The organism is Prodigiosinella aquatilis, from assembly GCA_030388725.1.
Lineage (GTDB): Bacteria > Pseudomonadota > Gammaproteobacteria > Enterobacterales > Enterobacteriaceae > Prodigiosinella > Prodigiosinella aquatilis.
The window spans coordinates 3,363,999-3,380,304 of sequence record CP128857.1 but is presented as its reverse complement, the minus strand read 5'-3'; the positions used below and the strand labels follow the sequence as shown (position 1 = coordinate 3,380,304).

Here is a 16,306-nt window from a genome sequence, read left to right as displayed (position 1 = left end):
CATGTCTCATGAAGAACAACAGCGTTTACGTTTCCGTGACGCGATGGCCAGCTTGCCAGCGGCTGTTAATATTGTCACCACTCAAGGAGTGGCAGGGCGCTGCGGTATTACCGCTACAGCAGTCTGTTCGGTGACAGATACGCCGCCGACACTGTTGGTTTGTGTCAATCGTAAAAGCGCCATGAACCCGGTGTTCGAGCAAAATGGCAGGATGTGTGTCAACGTGCTGAATCATGAACAAGAGGAGATGGCACGCCATTTTGCCGGGATGACAAACGTTGCCATGGAACAGCGTTTCTTGCTGGAAGGTTGGCACGATGGTGAACTGGGGCAGCCAGTGTTGCACCAGTCCCTGGCTAGCCTGGAGGGAAACATTCAGCAAATTCAGTCCATTGGGACGCATCAGGTCTATTTGTTGGAAATCAGGCACATCACGCTAGCGGAAGAGGGACACGGTCTGATTTACTTTAAACGTCAGTTTCACACCATCCATCATGAGGACGCGCTGGTAACCGCATGACGCAGGTACTCCCGAGATGAAAAGTGGCGGGAAAAGCACAAGGCAGTAGCCTCGCCACTATCACCGCTATATGGCGTTGTCACCAAACTCAAGCCTGACGATAATCGTCAGGTTTACTGCGTTTTGAGATACTACGGGACTGCCAACCAGGGTAACCGGCTACGGCATTAGCCGTGCTACGGGCTGTAGACATTATTCCAGCGTTTGACGCTGTGTCAGCATCGGGAAACCTTTCATCCACAGCGTCACCACCAACAGGGTGCCGATGCCGCCCAGCACGATGGCAGGCACGACGCCCAGCCAGGCCGCAGTGACGCCGGATTCAAACTCTCCAAGCTGGTTGGACGTGCCGATGAAAATGGAGTTGGCCGCGCTGACTCTGCCTCGCATTTCATCCGGCGTTTCCAGTTGAACCAATGTTGAACGGATCACCACGCTAATCATGTCGGAAGCGCCCAGCACCAACAACGCGGATAAGGACAGCCACAATTGATTGGACAAGCCGAATAGGATGGTTGCCAGCCCAAACAGGGCCACGGCCATAAACATGATTTTACCGACATTCTGACGCAGAGGGTGTCGAGTCAGATAAATGGACATCAGTACGGCACCAAGCGCGGGCGCACAACGCAACAGGCCAAGCCCCCAGGAGCCGGTATGTAGAATATCTTTGGCGACGATAGGCAACAGAGCGGTCGCGCCACCCAGCAATACCGCAAACATATCCAACGATATGGACCCCAGTATTACTGGATTGCGGCGGATAAAATGTATACCGCTGAACAGGGTTTTCAGATTGACCGGTGATTTGGCCAGTGCCTGATGGGTGTAACGCAACCGGAACAGGAACAGGGATGAAAGTAGAAAACACGCCATGCTGGCGGTGTACAGGACGGTGGATCCCAATAGGTAGATCAGGCCGCCAAGGGCTGGCCCGACGATGACGGTCGCCTCACGGGCGGACGCCATCAGCGCCAGCGCACGGGACAGCAGACCTGGCTCAATCAGGTTAGGCAGTAACGCTTGCGTTGCCGGCATCTCAAAAGCCCGTGTCGCACCCAGTATGGCTGAACAGGCATAAATCATTGTCGCACTGATGGTCTGTGTGAAACAGCCCACTGCCAGCACCAGCACCGTGGCAGCCATCACCAGCCGGGCAAACAGAATAATCCGTCGCCGGTTATACTGGTCCACCGCGTGGCCAGCAAACAGAGTCAGAGCCAACTGCGGCAGAAATTGGGCCAACCCCACCAGCCCGAGGTTTAATGCGCTGTTAGTGAGCGCATACATTTGCCAACCAATCCCCACGACTAACATCTGAAAGGCCAGAGAAGACGCAATCTGACCAGTCCAGAAACACAGAAATGTCGGGGATTTGAACAGTGAGGTTTCCACGGGTGTTGATCCTGAAAGAGTAATGGTAGGGCCGACGAAGCCACCAGTTTACATGAGTGGCACTTTCATTAGCCAGATTGGTTTACAGCAGATAATGATCGCATTCTGATCGGGTTTTCTGAGTTTCAATCTGATAGACCGGTATATCCAGTAGTGGCAAAGTAGTGAACATATCATGCACCTATTTTCTTTCACATTGCTGACGGGCTGTTTGTCCTCAGTAATTCGGTTATCGCCTGCCTCTTGAAATTCATTGGGTATAAATAGATTTATATTTTTCAACTATTATTATTAATAACGGATCATAGTGACTTGTCAGTGTGAAATTTATGGTCATTAACCATCTTAATCATGATTGAATTATAAGGTTATATATCTTTAAAATAACCTGAAGTAATAATGGTTTTAATTTACTCATTTTTTTGCTGACTTGGTGCGATATATCAACAGTAGACTTGATGAATGACAACTCAACAACTAGGCTTTATTTAGCTTTAAATATCTTTGACAGGATATATCCGTCATACTTCAAGTTGCAGGTGTGTCGGCTGCGTTTGCTCACCCGAATCACTGATCTGAGTAAGCTCATCGGGATTCGCTCACCTGCCGCCTTCCTGCACTTCGAATTATTTTGGGTATATAAGGCTATTCAAATGAACTATATCCGCTATTTTTGCACCTTGCAGGTGTGTTGGCGTGATTGCCCGGCCTTACCTAGGCCGCTATGATCAGCATTCAAATCGGCTCAAGGCAGATTTCCGCTTACCGCCGAGCACTTACTCAGGTAAGTGCTCGGGGTTTGCCTACTTGCTATCTTCCTGCATCTTGAAATCTAGTGGATATATACAGTAGAGCAAGGTGAATATTATGTCAGATCAAATGGTTGGTGAGTGGAGTGGTTTTCATAAACTTGATGCGGTTGATATGGCTTTATTCGATTCAGTTGTCGTACATTTATTGGGCGTAAAATATACGCCACTGCTTGTTGCCACCCAAGCCGTTTCAGGGAGAAATTATTGTTTTCTCTCTGAGGCTGTTGGGCTTTATCCAAAAGCAAAAACCAATGTTGTAATAATCTATATTTATAAGCCCCTGGATGGGGATGCACATATCACCCACATTGATAAAGTCTTACCATAGAAAAGCGTAGAGAGGCTGACCATGGTTGGCCTCTCTACTATCCACGGGAATCAGTATCCATAACGAATGGCATCTTTACTTTTCTGCATTAGCATATCAATCTTGGTTGAGTAATCTTCCAACCCTTTTGCATCACCTGCTTCTGAACATTGACGGCGTTTCGCGTTATAAGCTTTCATTAACTGCGCCTGTGCAAAACCGGGTTTCCCATAACAGGCTATACTCTGTTCCCAGCATGCAATCGCCGCATCCATCTCTTGTTGTTCATGAAAATGCCTCCCCAGTTCATTGAGGGCATTAGCGCGATCCTGTGGCGTAAGATCTTGCGCCATAATGGTCTCTATTGGTGTAACCATACCTCCTCCAGATTTATGATTAATGGAATAGGTTAAGAATGTGGCCGAATATCAGGCCGACGCTGATGACATCGGAGTCGCTGAACGTCACATTGGATAACCCAAACTTGCCAAGCAGTGGCAGAAGCAGGGCGGGCAATAGCGTAATAAACAGCCCGTGGAAGATACCGCCAATAATCGCCCCCCGGCGCCCACCCACGGCATTGGCAAATATCCCCGCAGTGCCGCCCGCAAAGAAGTTGGTCAACATGCCCGGTAAAATCATGGCCAGGCCGATAACCGGGAAGAAGAACATACCGATAATTGATCCAATAGTGGTGGAAATAAAACCGATGATCACGGCGTTAGGGGCATAGGGGAATAGCACCGGACAATCGAGTGCTGGAATCGCGTTCGGCACGATACGAAGGGCGATGCCGCGAAACGCGGGGACTATTTCAGCCAGCAATAACCTGACACCCGACAGCAGGACATAAACACCGACCACAAACTGCACGGATTGCAGGAAAGAATAGACCAGATAATTGACGTTATTAGCGAAAGGCGCAACCACGATCGGACCTGCGGCGATGGCCGGGATGATATAGATCGGGATCATCACTACCATCATCGAAAGATAGGTATCCTGCAAGAAGGAAAATGCCTGGGGAAGTTCAAAATCTTCCGTACTCTTTTCAGCATTCCCGGTCAGTTTGGCGACCCCGGCCTGAATGATGTAGCCGATAGTACAGAAATGACCAAGCGCAAAATCATTCGACCCGGTTATTTTCCGCACGATAGGTTGCGCCAGTACGGGCATACCGACGGCCATTGTGCCAGCAATTACACCGCCGATAATAATAAGCTCTGTGCCGCGTAATCCCCCCATATAGCCAATCACGGAGCAGACGGTTGCCATCCAAAGCGAAGCCTGACCGGTCAGAAATATATATTTAAATCTTGTGAATCTGGCGATTAATATATTTACTATGAAAGCCAAAACCATAATCAATGCAGTTTCACGCCCGAGAGTTTGTTGTGCAATACCGGCAATCGATCCGACATCGGTAACAACGCCGCGCATGTTGAATCCCTTCTGGAATATTTCACCCAGAAAATTAAGCGCATTAACAATGATATTGGCACCAGCAAGTATAATTAGAAAACCCAACAAGGTTTTCAGTGTCCCGGTTATGACTTGCCCTGGGCTTTTTTTAAGGGCAATAAGCCCAATCATGGCAATGAGCGATATTAATATTGACGCTTGGCCAAGCACATCGTTTACAATAAAATGGAGGAAAGACATAATAAGTCCCCTGTATGGATTCACAATAATCGGAGTGTTAATTAAAAATTATTTAGCCAAATGCCCCATGGTTTGAAGCACGGGGATTAGCTTTGTTTTTATTTCATTTTTATCCACCAAACGTTTCAGATATATAATTGTCGCGTTGATGGTGTAATGCTGAAACTGAGATTTGAAGTTCTCACCGGTCATAATAATATCCGCACGCGTCGAGGTGGCGCTGGAAATATCACAGTGAGCAAGAGTGGCTTCGACCCCCAAATCTTTCAGCGCCGCTTCAATACTCATTTCGCAGGCAAAGCTGCTACCCAGACCAGCGCCGCATACTGCCAGGATTGATAACTTTTCCATAAATATTCCTTAGGTGTTCGTTAGTCGATTTTGCGCTGTTGCCTATATAACCCGAGATCTATCAAGGTACAGATGCACCGTCTTTATTACTCGGCCTTTCCATCGCCATCAGCCCGTTGGGCCGCCGTGCGCATCGTTCAGATCGGCTCCAGGCAGATTTGTCGCTTACTCGTATTATTGACTTAGAATTGCTGAACTATTTTCAGTATCGTGTCTTTATCTTTCGCTATTTTTAATTTCTTTATGGTTTCCTCATCGCAGAATATTTTTGCCAGGCTGGCAATCATATCAATATGTGAGTGGCTATCCACGGCAGCCAGACCAAATATGATATAAACCGGGTCATTATCTTCACTGCCAAACTCGACACCTTCAGAGATAATAACCAGAGAGAGTGCGGTTCTTATTACTCCGTTTTCTGGTCTGGCATGTGGCATAGCAATACCTTCGCCGAGAACATAATAAGGGCCGATTTCTTCATGCATTGCATAAATAGCTTGAAGATAGCGATCTTCGACCGCTAATTGAGCAATTAATGGTTGCATGGCTAAAGCTACTGCACTTCGCCAGTCTTCTGTTTTATCAATTATGCTAATGTTACTTTCATTAATCCAGTCAGTTAACATAATATCCCTTTTCGATGAATTGGAATTTATTGCAGTATGATGTTTCTTAAAAGTAAAAACTGTGATCTATCTTTTCCTATCTGTTATTTTCAAAAAATAAAAAATAGCCAGTAAAGCATGAAAAATAATGTCTTATAGAAATAGTGGTTATTTATTTTTTATCATGATGAAATCCTTATCAGGAAAGATAATATTATTTAATAACGTTAATTTTCACCGTGCCATTATTAATGAATTTAAATTTTCATATATCCGTCATCCTGGAATCGATTGGCATTGGTTCTGAAAGCGACTTTACTACCCAGTCATTGATGCTATCCATGTCTATCGGTTGATCTTGATCCACCGAATAGACCGGGCCAAAACCCATCGGCGTCGCTTTTTCGGCAAGCGTGATCAATTCTGGTATGTATTCAGCACCAGGATGTCCAGGTAAACGCTGGTCGAGCCGTGCCATGTAGCGTTGTCCCGCCAGATCGCCAGAAATATGACACCAGATTTCCACCATGTTAGTGACACCCGCCTGCACCAGGTATGTTTTCAGTACGTCTTTCGGTTGAAAACCAAACCAGGCATCGACGATAAAAGTGCTGCCGTTGGGTGCTCCGGCCACAATGGACCAGATAACCTGATAACTCGCCTGGCCCAGTAGGCGATTAAACCGGCGATCCACACCTTCAATGCGCTGAAGAAAAGGGTTTTTAATGCCATCCAGTGATAGCTGAAGCCAGCCGGTCCGTTCAGAAAGCGCCACGGCAAGACGACTTTTCCCCGATGCGGGAATTCCGTTGACCAGGATAACCCGCTTACCCGAGACGTTGTTGGTCGACTCAGGTGGTGATACCTGCGTATCAGAATGGTAGTGAGCCCGGGATTCAACGTCAGACACTGTTCTTTTCTCCGTCATTTTTCACCTGCCCGGCCTTATTTAGCGGCGTGGTAATATTGTTGAATAACTGCCTGAATCTCGTTCAGACGCGGAATGGCCAGCGTTTCCAGTCTTTCCCTGGTAGATGTTCTGTCCAGCGAAATACAGTCTTTCCACAGTGAGCGACCGGCGATCACACCGGAAGCTCCTTTGCTCATGGCATCGGCGACCTGTGTAAGGAACGTTGTGTGATCGACGCCTGCCGACAGTACCGCCCAAGGCACATCGCCGGCGAGTTTGGTGATCTCTTCACATGCGAGTAGTGATCCCGGGTAGGGTAGTTTGAGCACTTTGGCACCGCAATCAAGACAAATTTTGGTTCCTTCGTAGATCAACGATGGCACTTTTTCTTTATAGGCTTCTTCGGTTTCACTCTCGAGTTTATAAGTCAGGAACTCAACGACCAGCAATAAATCTTCGCGGGCAAAATCTTCAATGCAGTGGTGCAGGATTGCTATATTATGCTGATTGGCTGCTGGGTGATCGGCGCGTAGATAAACCATAATTTTACCTCCGGTTGCGCCTAGCTCACGTACTCGACGGGCAGTTATTTTCGGCACCAGTCTGGAGAGGCGATAGCCTTCCGGGGATACATCCCATCCTGACGCATCCAGACCAATCAGTAACGCGGTATCTCGGGCGATAATGCCGTCGTCGACTAATTGTGGTACGGCACACACAGCATCGACCAGGACACAGGACGCTTTGCTGGCCAGATACTTGGTGATATCCGCTTTAATCACCCCCAACTCACGTTCAGAGATGCTGGCCTGCTGCTGAGGGTCGTTCGATAACAGGCTGCGCATGGCACCGCGCTGATCACAGGCGATAACCATCATCGCGCCATCGTTACCGCAGATTTGCTGATAACTGCGTAATTCTGAAGTGGACATTTTTGACATATGTTTCTCCTTTGGGTGAAATTTATTGCATGTAAAAAATCTCTCAGACTGACTTGTAGTGATCTCCATTTTCTCTGGTTTTAGCAGGATTAAAACTGCTCAATGTGCCGGTATATAAGGGTTTATTCGTCTTAAGCGCATTGCATTCTCTTGGGCGCTGCGCAATAATTACCCTATCAACGAAATGAGTGTAATACATTGCTGAAAGGAATTTCAAGCTGAAAGAGCCAATTTTGCAAGAAGTTGCAGCCACGCGCGCTATGATGCATATGGTGGCGAAGCTGCATTACGAGTCAGACATGTCTCAAAAGGAGATTGCCCAGAAATTGGACGTCTCTACCGCAACGATTTCTCGATTGCTTAATAAAGCGCGTGCGGCGGGCATTGTGCGCATTGAAGTCATCGAGTTGTCTTCACCGGAAAATATGACCGCCGATCTGATACAGCGACTGGGGCTGAAGCAGGCATTTGTGGTGGATGCCCCGCCTAACAATGTGCTGGGTTCACTGACCACACCCCTGGCTTCAATTCTGCAACAGGCCGGACTAGGTGCTGGCTCGGTGTTGGGGATTGGCTGGGGGCGGGCAATCAGAGAAGTGACGCTGGCTGGTTTACCGCGGCTACCCGGCGTGTTGACCGTTGCATTGAACGGCGGTATGCAACAGGCGGCACCACATTTCCAGATAACCGAATTTGTCCGGCGCGCCGCCGAGCAGATGGAAGGCACGCCGTATTTTCTGCATGCACCTTATATTTCTTCTGCTGAACTGCGTGATGCGTTTCTCAGTGATGCCAGTGTGCAGGAAATTATTTCACTGTGGGATCGTCTTGATGTCGCGATTGTTGGTGTGGGGTTAACCCATGCGCCGAAGCCGAGTGAATCCACCACGGCGACACCTGGCGAGCAGGCGTTGAGTCAGGCTGCTGGCGATGTGCTGCGTCACTATGTGACTGAGTCTGGTGAGATTCTGCATTGGGAAGGCGAGGAGCGAATGATTGCGGCATCGCCTGAACAGTTGCGCCGTACACCGCTGACTATCGGGGTGGCGGCGACACCAGAAAAAGCTGCCGGGATTATCGGTGCGGTGCGTTCGGGGATGATTAACTCGTTGGTAACGGATGTCAATACCGCCCAGGCGATCCTGGAGAGACTGCCAGTGAATGGGCTGTAGAACGCACGTCACGGTAATAAAACCTAATCTCCCGGTACACGGATTTATGGTGCACAGTGACGGTTAGTAATTCGTCTATTCCTACCATTGCTCCATTTATTCTTTATTCCGGGAAAACTTTCGTCGCTTTAGTGTCCACCGAACATATCCTGTGATAGTAACGGAAAGTGGTTGCTGCTCTGTTTACCGCGGGCAACCGCCACTTTCTGTACCGGGCATTCAGGTGTGTGAGGCGCTGTCTGTACTGCGATGGGACATATAGTCACGTGGCCCTTCTCCCACATACAACTGACGTGGGCGATAAATATTCAGTGGCTCGCTGTGCATTTCGTTCCAGTGCGTCACCCAACCCAATGTCCGTCCGACAGCAGTGACCACGGTAAACATGGTTGAAGGTAATCCCATTGCCTTTAGAATAACCGCCGTATAGAAATCGACACTGGGGTACAGGCCATTGTCAATGAAGAATGGGTTGCTCATCGCCACACTTTCCAGCGCCATCGCTACCTGTAGCAAGCTGTCCTCCATACCCAGTTCTTTCAGAACCCGATGACAGGTATCCCTCAGGATAGCCGCGCGGGGATCGAAGTGTTGATATAGAGAGTTACCAAAACCCAGGCGGCGGAACACTTCAGGATGCAACATGGCCCGGTTCAAAAACTCAGGGATCTGATCCACGGTTTGGATCTCTTCCAGCATCTGCATGCAAGCCTCACTCGCACCACCGTGTGATGACCCCCACATCGACGCCAGACCTGCCGCAATACAGGCGAAAGGGTTAGCCCCTGAGGAGCCGGCCGCTCGTACCGTCATGGTGGAAGGGCACTGACCATGATCGGCATGCAGGATTAGAATCTGATCCATTGCATGCTCCAGTACGGGATTGATCTCGTATGGCTCAGCCTGCACTGCGAACAACATATGCAGAAAGTTGCCAGCGTAGGACAAGTTGTTGCGCGGGTAGTTAGCGGGTTGTTCGATGGCGTATTTGTAGCTCATGGCCGCCAGTGTCGGCATTTTTGACAGCAGTCTGACTTCCGCCAGTTTTCGGTGATCCGGATCATCCACATCCAGCACATCATGATAGAACGCCGCCAGCGCACCCACCAATGCGCACATTAATGCCATGGGATGAGAATCGCGACGAAAGCCGCTACACATCCGTGCCATCTGTTCGTTTACCAGTGTATGGCGCGTGATGATTTGTCTGAAATCCTGATATTCCGCTTCAGTAGGTGGTTCGCCATACAAAAGGATGTAACTCATTTCCAGAAAGTCACATTGACTCGCCAGTTGAGCCACCGGAAATCCCCGATGTAGCAGAATACTGTTATCGGTGTCGATATAACTGATGGCGGACTTGCAACCTGCGGTATTGTTAAACCCTGGATCGAAGCTACATAGCCCTTGTTTTTCCAAAGGCCGGATATCTACGCCAGCGCGTCCCAGTGTCCCGGAAAGCAAATCCATTGAAATATCATCATGTTCGTCCAGCGAAAGCGTTACTTGTTGTTGCGTCATAAATATGATCTTCCTGACTGCAAGATGAGAAAATGGCGATGAGACGCGCCGCTCTGTCCGACAGGTCTGCGTCGATGCCGCCTGGCGGTGTTTCTCCAGGCAGATTCTCCACAATAGCGACCTACTAGCGGTGATTCTTTGATGTAAATGAAGAAAAAGGAGGTAAACGCGATATGCACCCATCTGACGGAATACGTCAGTCCCATTCCTTGTCTCTCATTTCATGCTACGGAACCCGTGGTTTTTAAAACCCACTCATTCTAAAAATCACAAACAGGAATGACGCGATGATAAAAACATCCCATTTGTCTCACCCATCTCTACTCCACATCGAGATGAATACGTCCCACTCTGATGATAAGTTAATGCCTGAACCATCAAATCTAAACGATCCTCGCTGGAAAAGTTTACCGTCTTTATTGAATGACTCAGTATTAGCAAGATTCGATCAGAGTCGATGTACCAACAATCACGGCATACATGAACGAGCAATGTGTTTCGGATTATCGTTAAGCTGGTTGGAAAAGGTCAAGAAAGACGGTTCCCATGCCAATCACTATGCAGCGGCAGAAAGGATGAATTATCTGGCTTCCTTTGATGGCGTTGTAAACTCCCGAATTCTGCATAATTTCTATCGTCACGAACACGCGTTCCAAATCAAACTAGCGACAGCAAGCGGCGATATCAGCAAGGCTTCGTTGGCAGGAACAGAAAGCCTGATTCAGGCGGCGGAGTATAAGAATATAAAACTCAAACCACGGCTTGAGAATCAGCTCAGTAAAGATATGCCTTTCCTGACTATGGTAAAAACATCAGAAAGATATTTGAAAGATGATGATGCTGCATTCGATACATTTAACTCAGCATTAGCTGATGCAAAACGAGGCATTATGGCTATCTATAGCCATGAAGGATCTCATGCACTGGGCTTTTCTAAATCAGAAAACGGAAAAAAATTAATATTCGACCCTAATAATGGTGAGTTTGAATTTCATAAAAATGATTTCAAGGAAATGATTAATAAATTCTCCGCAATCAGCGGGTTACCTATGGTGGGTCTACAGATTTTCAACGCCGAATAACCCTTGCACGCGATGGATTAGTAAACTCTATTTATGCCCGTACTATTATCCCAACTCGCCGTCTGCCACCGGCCCTCAGTGTCAGCTACCGTGTTAAGTCAAGAAAAAATAAACTTTAACTTTTGGTGAATAGCATCCTGTGCACTGAGGGAAGGAATATCCGAAGCTACCCTCTATAACTGGCGTAATCAGGCTAAACAGACGGGAAAACCGGTGCCCGGTGCAGACAAAAACAGTGAACAGTGGCCGGCGGAAGCCCGCTTCGCTGCCATCGTGGAAACCGCCACGAAAGATTTCGGCTGGCTGCGCTCACGCTGTCAGCAACACTGGTATAAGACCGGAAATCACCACGCAGTTTGACGGCATTTCCCTGTTTTGCCTGACAGGTCAGGTAACTGCTCATCAATCCACCTGCTATTGTGGGGGGATGTGTTGTGATAAGAAGTCGGAATGTGGCATCTGGGAACGCTTATTTATAAAGGTTAGTTAAATTGTGATTTGTGAATTACGCCGCATAGGTGCTCTATCTCTATAGCGTTCAGATTCGGCGTTCGAGGAAGCTGACCTTCCATTGTATTATTGTTATTTTATGGCCTCTTTGTATTCATCTATAACGGAATCTTGCCGACGATCCCGGATGAACTGAATCAAGAATAGAATCTATTCATCACCCTCCATGTTTTCTAAACTTATATCACATTAACTTATGCTATTTTTCTTCACTTAGTCCATGTGGGATATTTACGTGCATTGTATGTAATAACATATCCTTACACATTCTTGGTCCTTTTTAATATAAGTCGTGGAGTTTTGTTCATCACTTTTTATGATGAAACATTGATGTATTATTTATTAAGATTAACAACTCATTCTACTCAATATCATACATTCCTCTGGAACCTTTTGGCGCTGTACGACCCCGGAATTACATATATTAACGCCTATAAAGTGGATAATCTGTTCGCTGGTGGCTTTATTTTGGTTCAGCTAATACATTAAATAATTAAATTAATTTCTGAAGTTATTACATGGCGTCATATCAGTTTTGAGCGGCTACGACATCGTGCAATAAGTATTTTGACGTGAGGAGTACGGCTCAACGTGTAAAAGAGCATTCTTTGCGTAGATGTTAGTATCTGGCGGGTCAAAGTTGCTGCAATTAAAAATTACAAAAATTATCGACTATAATTTTTTTTGCTTAACATGGAATTAATTGCTAAATAATTAAATTATGCAGAATTATATTCTGCATGTGTGGGTATATTTTTCCTATATGACACGGAATAAGAAATATCTTACATATGTATGAAAAGGTTAATGAGTTATTAAAAAAAGCGTAAAGGATAAGGCCTTCCGTAAATTTCAATAAGATAATTCTTGGTAAAAAAAATATAAATCCGATCAATAAATGGTTATTTATAGCTTAAATCTATTGATCTGGTGTTTACGATCGGCAAAAACGATTGGAATCATTTTCTCAAGGTAATATTCTCTCTCCCTGAGAATTATTAGAGTTATTAGATTACCGGGGTTGTTAAAATTATAAGAAAAGTAACCCCTCTTTAAAAAAATTATTCTGTTACCTTGCAAATGGTGTTCTTTGTCTTGACTTTTATAGTTCAACAATAGATGTGAAGAGGTGCTCGATGCCAAGAGTAGTAATATGGAGTGAATGCCACTACACAGAGCAGGGATTAAAACTGTTGCTATTAAGACGGATGGCATTTATTAGAGAGGTTGCCTCTATTCAATTCAATCCAAAGATTGAGTTGAATACTAAGGACTATCTTATCATTAATTTAACAGGTAGTAACTTCACTAGATGCCTGGATTTTCTTAAGGAAAATGAAGAGGTCATAGATTGGGGAAGAGTCATCATTTTGTCATCTGAAATAGATGCCTTTATCATTGAACTGGTTTTGATCAAGAAATTTAAATTCATATGTGTGTCTAAAAATGTCTCTGAGATAGAAGAATTGTGCGAACAGTTTATTCTTCATAAGAACATTGAAACAGCTGAGTATAAATTAAATGTTACAAATATGGAAAGGAAGGTCTTGATTATGCTGATGTCAGGGCTCTCAACTATTCAGATTTCTTATATGTTAAAGCTCAGCTTTAAAACAGTCAGTCATCATAAGTGTAACTTCCTTAAAAAGATCGGTGTAGAGAAAACATCAGCTCTTAATTTTTGGTATCATCACCGAATATGTAATAAAAAAAAACAATACAAAAAAATCATTGAATATGCTTGATAGGGTATTCAATCCAAGCTCATACAATTTAACTATACGCTGGATTTCTACGAGAGGGTTGGATATTGAAGCTTGATAGCCGAATAGACTTCTATTACACCTATGAACCCATAGTTGATTCTTATGGAAGAATATTTTGCTTTGAAATGTTAACCAGATTAAAGATGGCAAATTCTGGCAGGAATCAGTGTATTTTCTCTGAACTGTCTCCTGAACTAAAAATAAAGATTTTTATTAATCAGCTTAGTATCATCATCTGCAATGCAAAGTTATATATTGAAAATAACATATTGGTGTCGATTAATATTGACCACGATATTGCAAAATTCATTCATGATGATGATGAAGTGTGTGAAATTTTAAAAAATGCACATTACATTAGGCTGGAAATAAACGAATTTTTCCCTGAATTCAGACATAATTCAGATGGTTTTTTATTGTCATATTTATCCTCGTTATGCCCGCTCTGGTTGGATGATTTTGGTGCTGGGCTGACGAGTTTGAGCATCGTTATGACCAAAAATTTCGAATATATAAAAATAGATAAGAATTATTTTTGGAAGCATAGAGGAACTGATTCATTTCTCAGAACGCTTAGTCACATTCGTCCTTATACGCAGGGTATTATCATTGAAGGCATTGAAAAAGACGCTGATATTGCCTGTCTTGAAGGGATAAAAAATGTGGCGATGCAAGGTTACAAATGGCCTCCATTTTCTCAGGCCAGGCTTATTCGGTGGGCATTAAAAAAAATGCATTAATGTTTATTGTAAACATTTTATGAATTGTTTTTTTAGGTTAAAAAACCAAGAGTGGTAGCATGGAATGAATATATTATAAGTATTGAAATATATGCGAACATTGCTTGCCTTTGAATAAATATGTAATGGCGTAGTCATAAATGGCTCCTGTTTTATCAGGGGGCGATTTATTAAATTAGCATTTAAAACGCATATTTATATTTGCTATGAAAATAAGTTGGGTTCATTGGTGACCAAAAAACCAAGGGCGGTAGCGTTGAAAATATGATAATTGTAGATTGCCATTTTTTGAAGATATTTATATCCCACAATGAATTAACGGATGAGAGCTTTTTCTGATCTTTGATTTTTAGGCTTGTTAATGTGATGACGTTTAAATAGTCCTTTAAATAGTCATTTTAAATTGAATGCGCAAAAAATAGTGATAGTAATTAAATGACGAAAATAAAGTTGCTAGCATTTGTTTTATCAGCCTCGTTGCTTAGTGGGTGTACCGTTATTCCTGGATCCTACTTGCCGGTAAGCAATAAAACAGAGATAAAACAAGCAGATAATAACTATGATATTAATCAGTTAGTTACGCTTTATCCGATGACCCCCAGTCTGATTGAGAAAATGCGACTAAGGCCTGCGGTGGCTCGTCAGAACCCCATTTTAAATAATGAACTGAAAGACTATCAATACCATATTGGTCCCGGTGATGTTCTAAATATCACAGTCTGGGAACATCCTGAACTGACGACCCCTGCTGGACAGTTCAGAAGCTCTAGTGAATCAGGAAGTTGGGTACATAGTGATGGAACTATCTTTTATCCTTATATCGGAAAAGTAATGGTAGAAGGTAAGACGGTCAGTGATGTCCGCCAGGAGATTACCCGCCGTCTGGCGCAATATATTAAAAGCCCCCAGGTAGATGTCAATGTTGCTGCGTTTCGCTCGCAAAAAGTCTACATCACCGGCGAAGTAGTGAAGTCTGGCCCGCAGGCGATCTCCAATATTCCGCTGACTATCCTTGATGCGGTAAACAGTGCGGGCGGTATGACCGAATTTGCCGACTGGCGAAACGTCATACTTACCCATCATGGTCAGGATCTGCATATCTCACTGCAAGCTCTGATGCAAAATGGTGATTTGATGCAGAACCATTTACTGGATCCCGGCGATATTCTCTACATTCCCCGTAATGACGACCTGAAGGTTTTCGTGATGGGTGAAGTCAATAAACAGTCAACATTAAAAATGGATCGTTCGGGCATGACATTGACCGAAGCGTTGAGTAGCAGCCAGGGACTGAATCAGGCGGTCGCCAATGCAACGGGAATCTTCGTGATCCGCCCGTTGCGTAAGGCTCATGGAAGTAAAATTGCCAACATCTATCAGCTAAACGCTACAGATGCCAGTGCGCTGGTCATGGGGACTGAATTTCAATTACATCCCTACGATATTGTGTATGTCACTGCGGCCCCGGTTGCTCGCTGGAATCGTGTTATCAGCCAACTGGTGCCTACTATTGCCGGGATATATGACATCACTCAATCTGGTAAAGACATTCAAAGCTGGAACTAACTATGTTTAGTTCAATAGTGGTGGTTTGCATGGGTAATATCTGTCGCTCTCCATTAGGTAAGGCGCTGCTGGAAGCGCAATTGCCTGGCATTAATATCGATTCTGCAGGTCTTGGTGCGTTGGTTGATTGTCCAGCAGATCCCAAAGCGCAAGAGATTGCGCTCAGGCATGGGCTAAACCTAGAGCATCACCGGGCCAAAAGCCTCACTGTCGAAATGTGTTATCGGTTTGATCTGATCTTGGTTATGGAAAAATGTCACATTGACATGGTTGAAAATATTGCCGCCGAAGTCCGTGGGAAAACGTTCCTTTTCGGGCATTGGGGGGATAGACAGGACATTAATGATCCTTACCGTAAGGATATTCTCTATTTCGAGTCAACATACCAGTTGCTTAACTTATATTCAAAAAAATGGGCTAAGGCGCTAAAGAGCTAATCAAGGAAT

The 16,306-nt window shown here is 45.1% G+C and carries 17 protein-coding genes; 9 read left to right on the top strand and 8 right to left on the bottom strand.

What is annotated here, in order from left to right; all coding sequences use genetic code 11:
- The first annotated feature begins 1 nt into the window (after position 1).
- A complete protein-coding gene (hpaC, locus tag PCO85_15670) occupies positions 2–520 on the top strand; it encodes a 4-hydroxyphenylacetate 3-monooxygenase, reductase component (protein ID WJV52655.1) in 519 nt (172 codons plus the stop codon).
- A gap of 192 nt (positions 521–712) precedes the next feature.
- Here the strand turns inward: hpaC and PCO85_15665 are convergent, their stop codons facing one another.
- Positions 713–1,915 (bottom strand): MFS transporter, encoded by a 1,203-nt coding sequence (locus PCO85_15665; GenBank protein WJV52654.1) that lies wholly within the window; start codon positions 1,913–1,915, stop codon positions 713–715.
- A gap of 867 nt (positions 1,916–2,782) precedes the next feature.
- On the opposite strand from PCO85_15665, the gene PCO85_15660 reads away from it, so the two are divergent.
- Entirely contained in the window at positions 2,783–3,055 is a 273-nt protein-coding gene (locus PCO85_15660; GenBank protein ID WJV52653.1) for a hypothetical protein, read from the top strand.
- Positions 3,056–3,105: 50 nt separating this feature from the next.
- On the opposite strand, the gene PCO85_15655 is transcribed toward PCO85_15660, so the two are convergent.
- The 6 genes from PCO85_15655 to PCO85_15630 all read right to left on the bottom strand — a co-directional run bounded on the left by PCO85_15655 (position 3,106) and on the right by PCO85_15630 (position 7,503).
- Complete coding sequence (locus PCO85_15655) at positions 3,106–3,411, bottom strand: hypothetical protein (GenBank protein ID WJV52652.1); 306 nt, start codon at positions 3,409–3,411, stop codon at positions 3,106–3,108.
- 19 nt (positions 3,412–3,430) lie between these two features.
- Positions 3,431–4,699 (bottom strand): PTS sugar transporter subunit IIC, encoded by a 1,269-nt coding sequence (locus PCO85_15650; GenBank protein ID WJV56105.1) that lies wholly within the window; start codon positions 4,697–4,699, stop codon positions 3,431–3,433.
- A gap of 45 nt (positions 4,700–4,744) precedes the next feature.
- Positions 4,745–5,047 carry a PTS sugar transporter subunit IIB gene (locus PCO85_15645; protein ID WJV52651.1) on the bottom strand — a complete coding sequence of 101 codons (303 nt, stop codon included), beginning with the start codon at positions 5,045–5,047 and terminating at the stop codon, positions 4,745–4,747.
- A gap of 182 nt (positions 5,048–5,229) precedes the next feature.
- Entirely contained in the window at positions 5,230–5,673 is a 444-nt protein-coding gene (locus PCO85_15640; protein ID WJV52650.1) for a PTS sugar transporter subunit IIA, read from the bottom strand.
- Between the two features lie 244 nt (positions 5,674–5,917).
- The gene (locus tag PCO85_15635; protein WJV56104.1) at positions 5,918–6,472 is read right to left on the bottom strand and encodes an AAA family ATPase; all 555 of its coding nucleotides are present in this window, start codon (positions 6,470–6,472) and stop codon (positions 5,918–5,920) included.
- A gap of 125 nt (positions 6,473–6,597) precedes the next feature.
- Positions 6,598–7,503, bottom strand: a complete 906-nt coding sequence (locus tag PCO85_15630; protein WJV52649.1) for a tagatose-bisphosphate aldolase — start codon at positions 7,501–7,503, stop codon at positions 6,598–6,600.
- A 233-nt stretch (positions 7,504–7,736) separates the two neighbouring features.
- On the opposite strand from PCO85_15630, the gene PCO85_15625 reads away from it, so the two are divergent.
- Positions 7,737–8,675, top strand: coding sequence for a sugar-binding domain-containing protein (locus PCO85_15625; protein WJV52648.1), 939 nt, complete (start codon positions 7,737–7,739; stop codon positions 8,673–8,675).
- Between the two features lie 219 nt (positions 8,676–8,894).
- On the opposite strand, the gene PCO85_15620 is transcribed toward PCO85_15625, so the two are convergent.
- Complete coding sequence (locus PCO85_15620; GenBank protein WJV52647.1) at positions 8,895–10,196, bottom strand: citrate synthase; 1,302 nt, start codon at positions 10,194–10,196, stop codon at positions 8,895–8,897.
- Between the two features lie 287 nt (positions 10,197–10,483).
- Between PCO85_15620 and PCO85_15615 the strand changes: the two genes are divergently transcribed.
- The 6 genes from PCO85_15615 to PCO85_15590 all read left to right on the top strand — a co-directional run bounded on the left by PCO85_15615 (position 10,484) and on the right by PCO85_15590 (position 16,297).
- The gene (locus PCO85_15615; protein WJV52646.1) at positions 10,484–11,278 is read left to right on the top strand and encodes a YopT-type cysteine protease domain-containing protein; all 795 of its coding nucleotides are present in this window, start codon (positions 10,484–10,486) and stop codon (positions 11,276–11,278) included.
- A 213-nt stretch (positions 11,279–11,491) separates the two neighbouring features.
- The gene (locus tag PCO85_15610; protein WJV52645.1) at positions 11,492–11,638 is read left to right on the top strand and encodes a hypothetical protein; all 147 of its coding nucleotides are present in this window, start codon (positions 11,492–11,494) and stop codon (positions 11,636–11,638) included.
- A 1,286-nt stretch (positions 11,639–12,924) separates the two neighbouring features.
- On the top strand, positions 12,925–13,533 hold the full coding sequence (locus PCO85_15605) for a LuxR C-terminal-related transcriptional regulator (GenBank protein ID WJV52644.1): 609 nt from the start codon (positions 12,925–12,927) through the stop codon (positions 13,531–13,533).
- Positions 13,534–13,598: 65 nt separating this feature from the next.
- On the top strand, positions 13,599–14,294 hold the full coding sequence (locus PCO85_15600; protein WJV52643.1) for an EAL domain-containing protein: 696 nt from the start codon (positions 13,599–13,601) through the stop codon (positions 14,292–14,294).
- Between the two features lie 435 nt (positions 14,295–14,729).
- Positions 14,730–15,860, top strand: coding sequence for a polysaccharide export protein (locus tag PCO85_15595; GenBank protein WJV52642.1), 1,131 nt, complete (start codon positions 14,730–14,732; stop codon positions 15,858–15,860).
- A gap of 2 nt (positions 15,861–15,862) precedes the next feature.
- The gene (locus tag PCO85_15590; GenBank protein WJV52641.1) at positions 15,863–16,297 is read left to right on the top strand and encodes a protein tyrosine phosphatase; all 435 of its coding nucleotides are present in this window, start codon (positions 15,863–15,865) and stop codon (positions 16,295–16,297) included.
- The last annotated feature ends 9 nt before the right edge of the window (positions 16,298–16,306 follow it).

Excerpts from the sequence above, each read along its gene's own strand:
- hpaC (WJV52655.1), top strand. The coding sequence starts at position 2 with ATGTCTCATGAAGAACAACAGCGTTTACGTTTCCGTGACGCGATGGCC.
- PCO85_15660 (WJV52653.1), top strand. The coding sequence starts at position 2,783 with ATGTCAGATCAAATGGTTGGTGAGTGGAGTGGTTTTCATAAACTTGAT.
- PCO85_15655 (WJV52652.1), bottom strand. The coding sequence starts at position 3,411 with ATGGTTACACCAATAGAGACCATTATGGCGCAAGATCTTACGCCACAG.
- PCO85_15645 (WJV52651.1), bottom strand. The coding sequence starts at position 5,047 with ATGGAAAAGTTATCAATCCTGGCAGTATGCGGCGCTGGTCTGGGTAGC.
- PCO85_15640 (WJV52650.1), bottom strand. The coding sequence starts at position 5,673 with ATGTTAACTGACTGGATTAATGAAAGTAACATTAGCATAATTGATAAA.
- PCO85_15630 (WJV52649.1), bottom strand. The coding sequence starts at position 7,503 with ATGTCAAAAATGTCCACTTCAGAATTACGCAGTTATCAGCAAATCTGC.
- PCO85_15620 (WJV52647.1), bottom strand. The coding sequence starts at position 10,196 with ATGACGCAACAACAAGTAACGCTTTCGCTGGACGAACATGATGATATT.
- PCO85_15615 (WJV52646.1), top strand. The coding sequence starts at position 10,484 with ATGATAAAAACATCCCATTTGTCTCACCCATCTCTACTCCACATCGAG.
- PCO85_15605 (WJV52644.1), top strand. The coding sequence starts at position 12,925 with ATGCCAAGAGTAGTAATATGGAGTGAATGCCACTACACAGAGCAGGGA.
- PCO85_15595 (WJV52642.1), top strand. The coding sequence starts at position 14,730 with ATGACGAAAATAAAGTTGCTAGCATTTGTTTTATCAGCCTCGTTGCTT.
- PCO85_15590 (WJV52641.1), top strand. The coding sequence starts at position 15,863 with ATGTTTAGTTCAATAGTGGTGGTTTGCATGGGTAATATCTGTCGCTCT.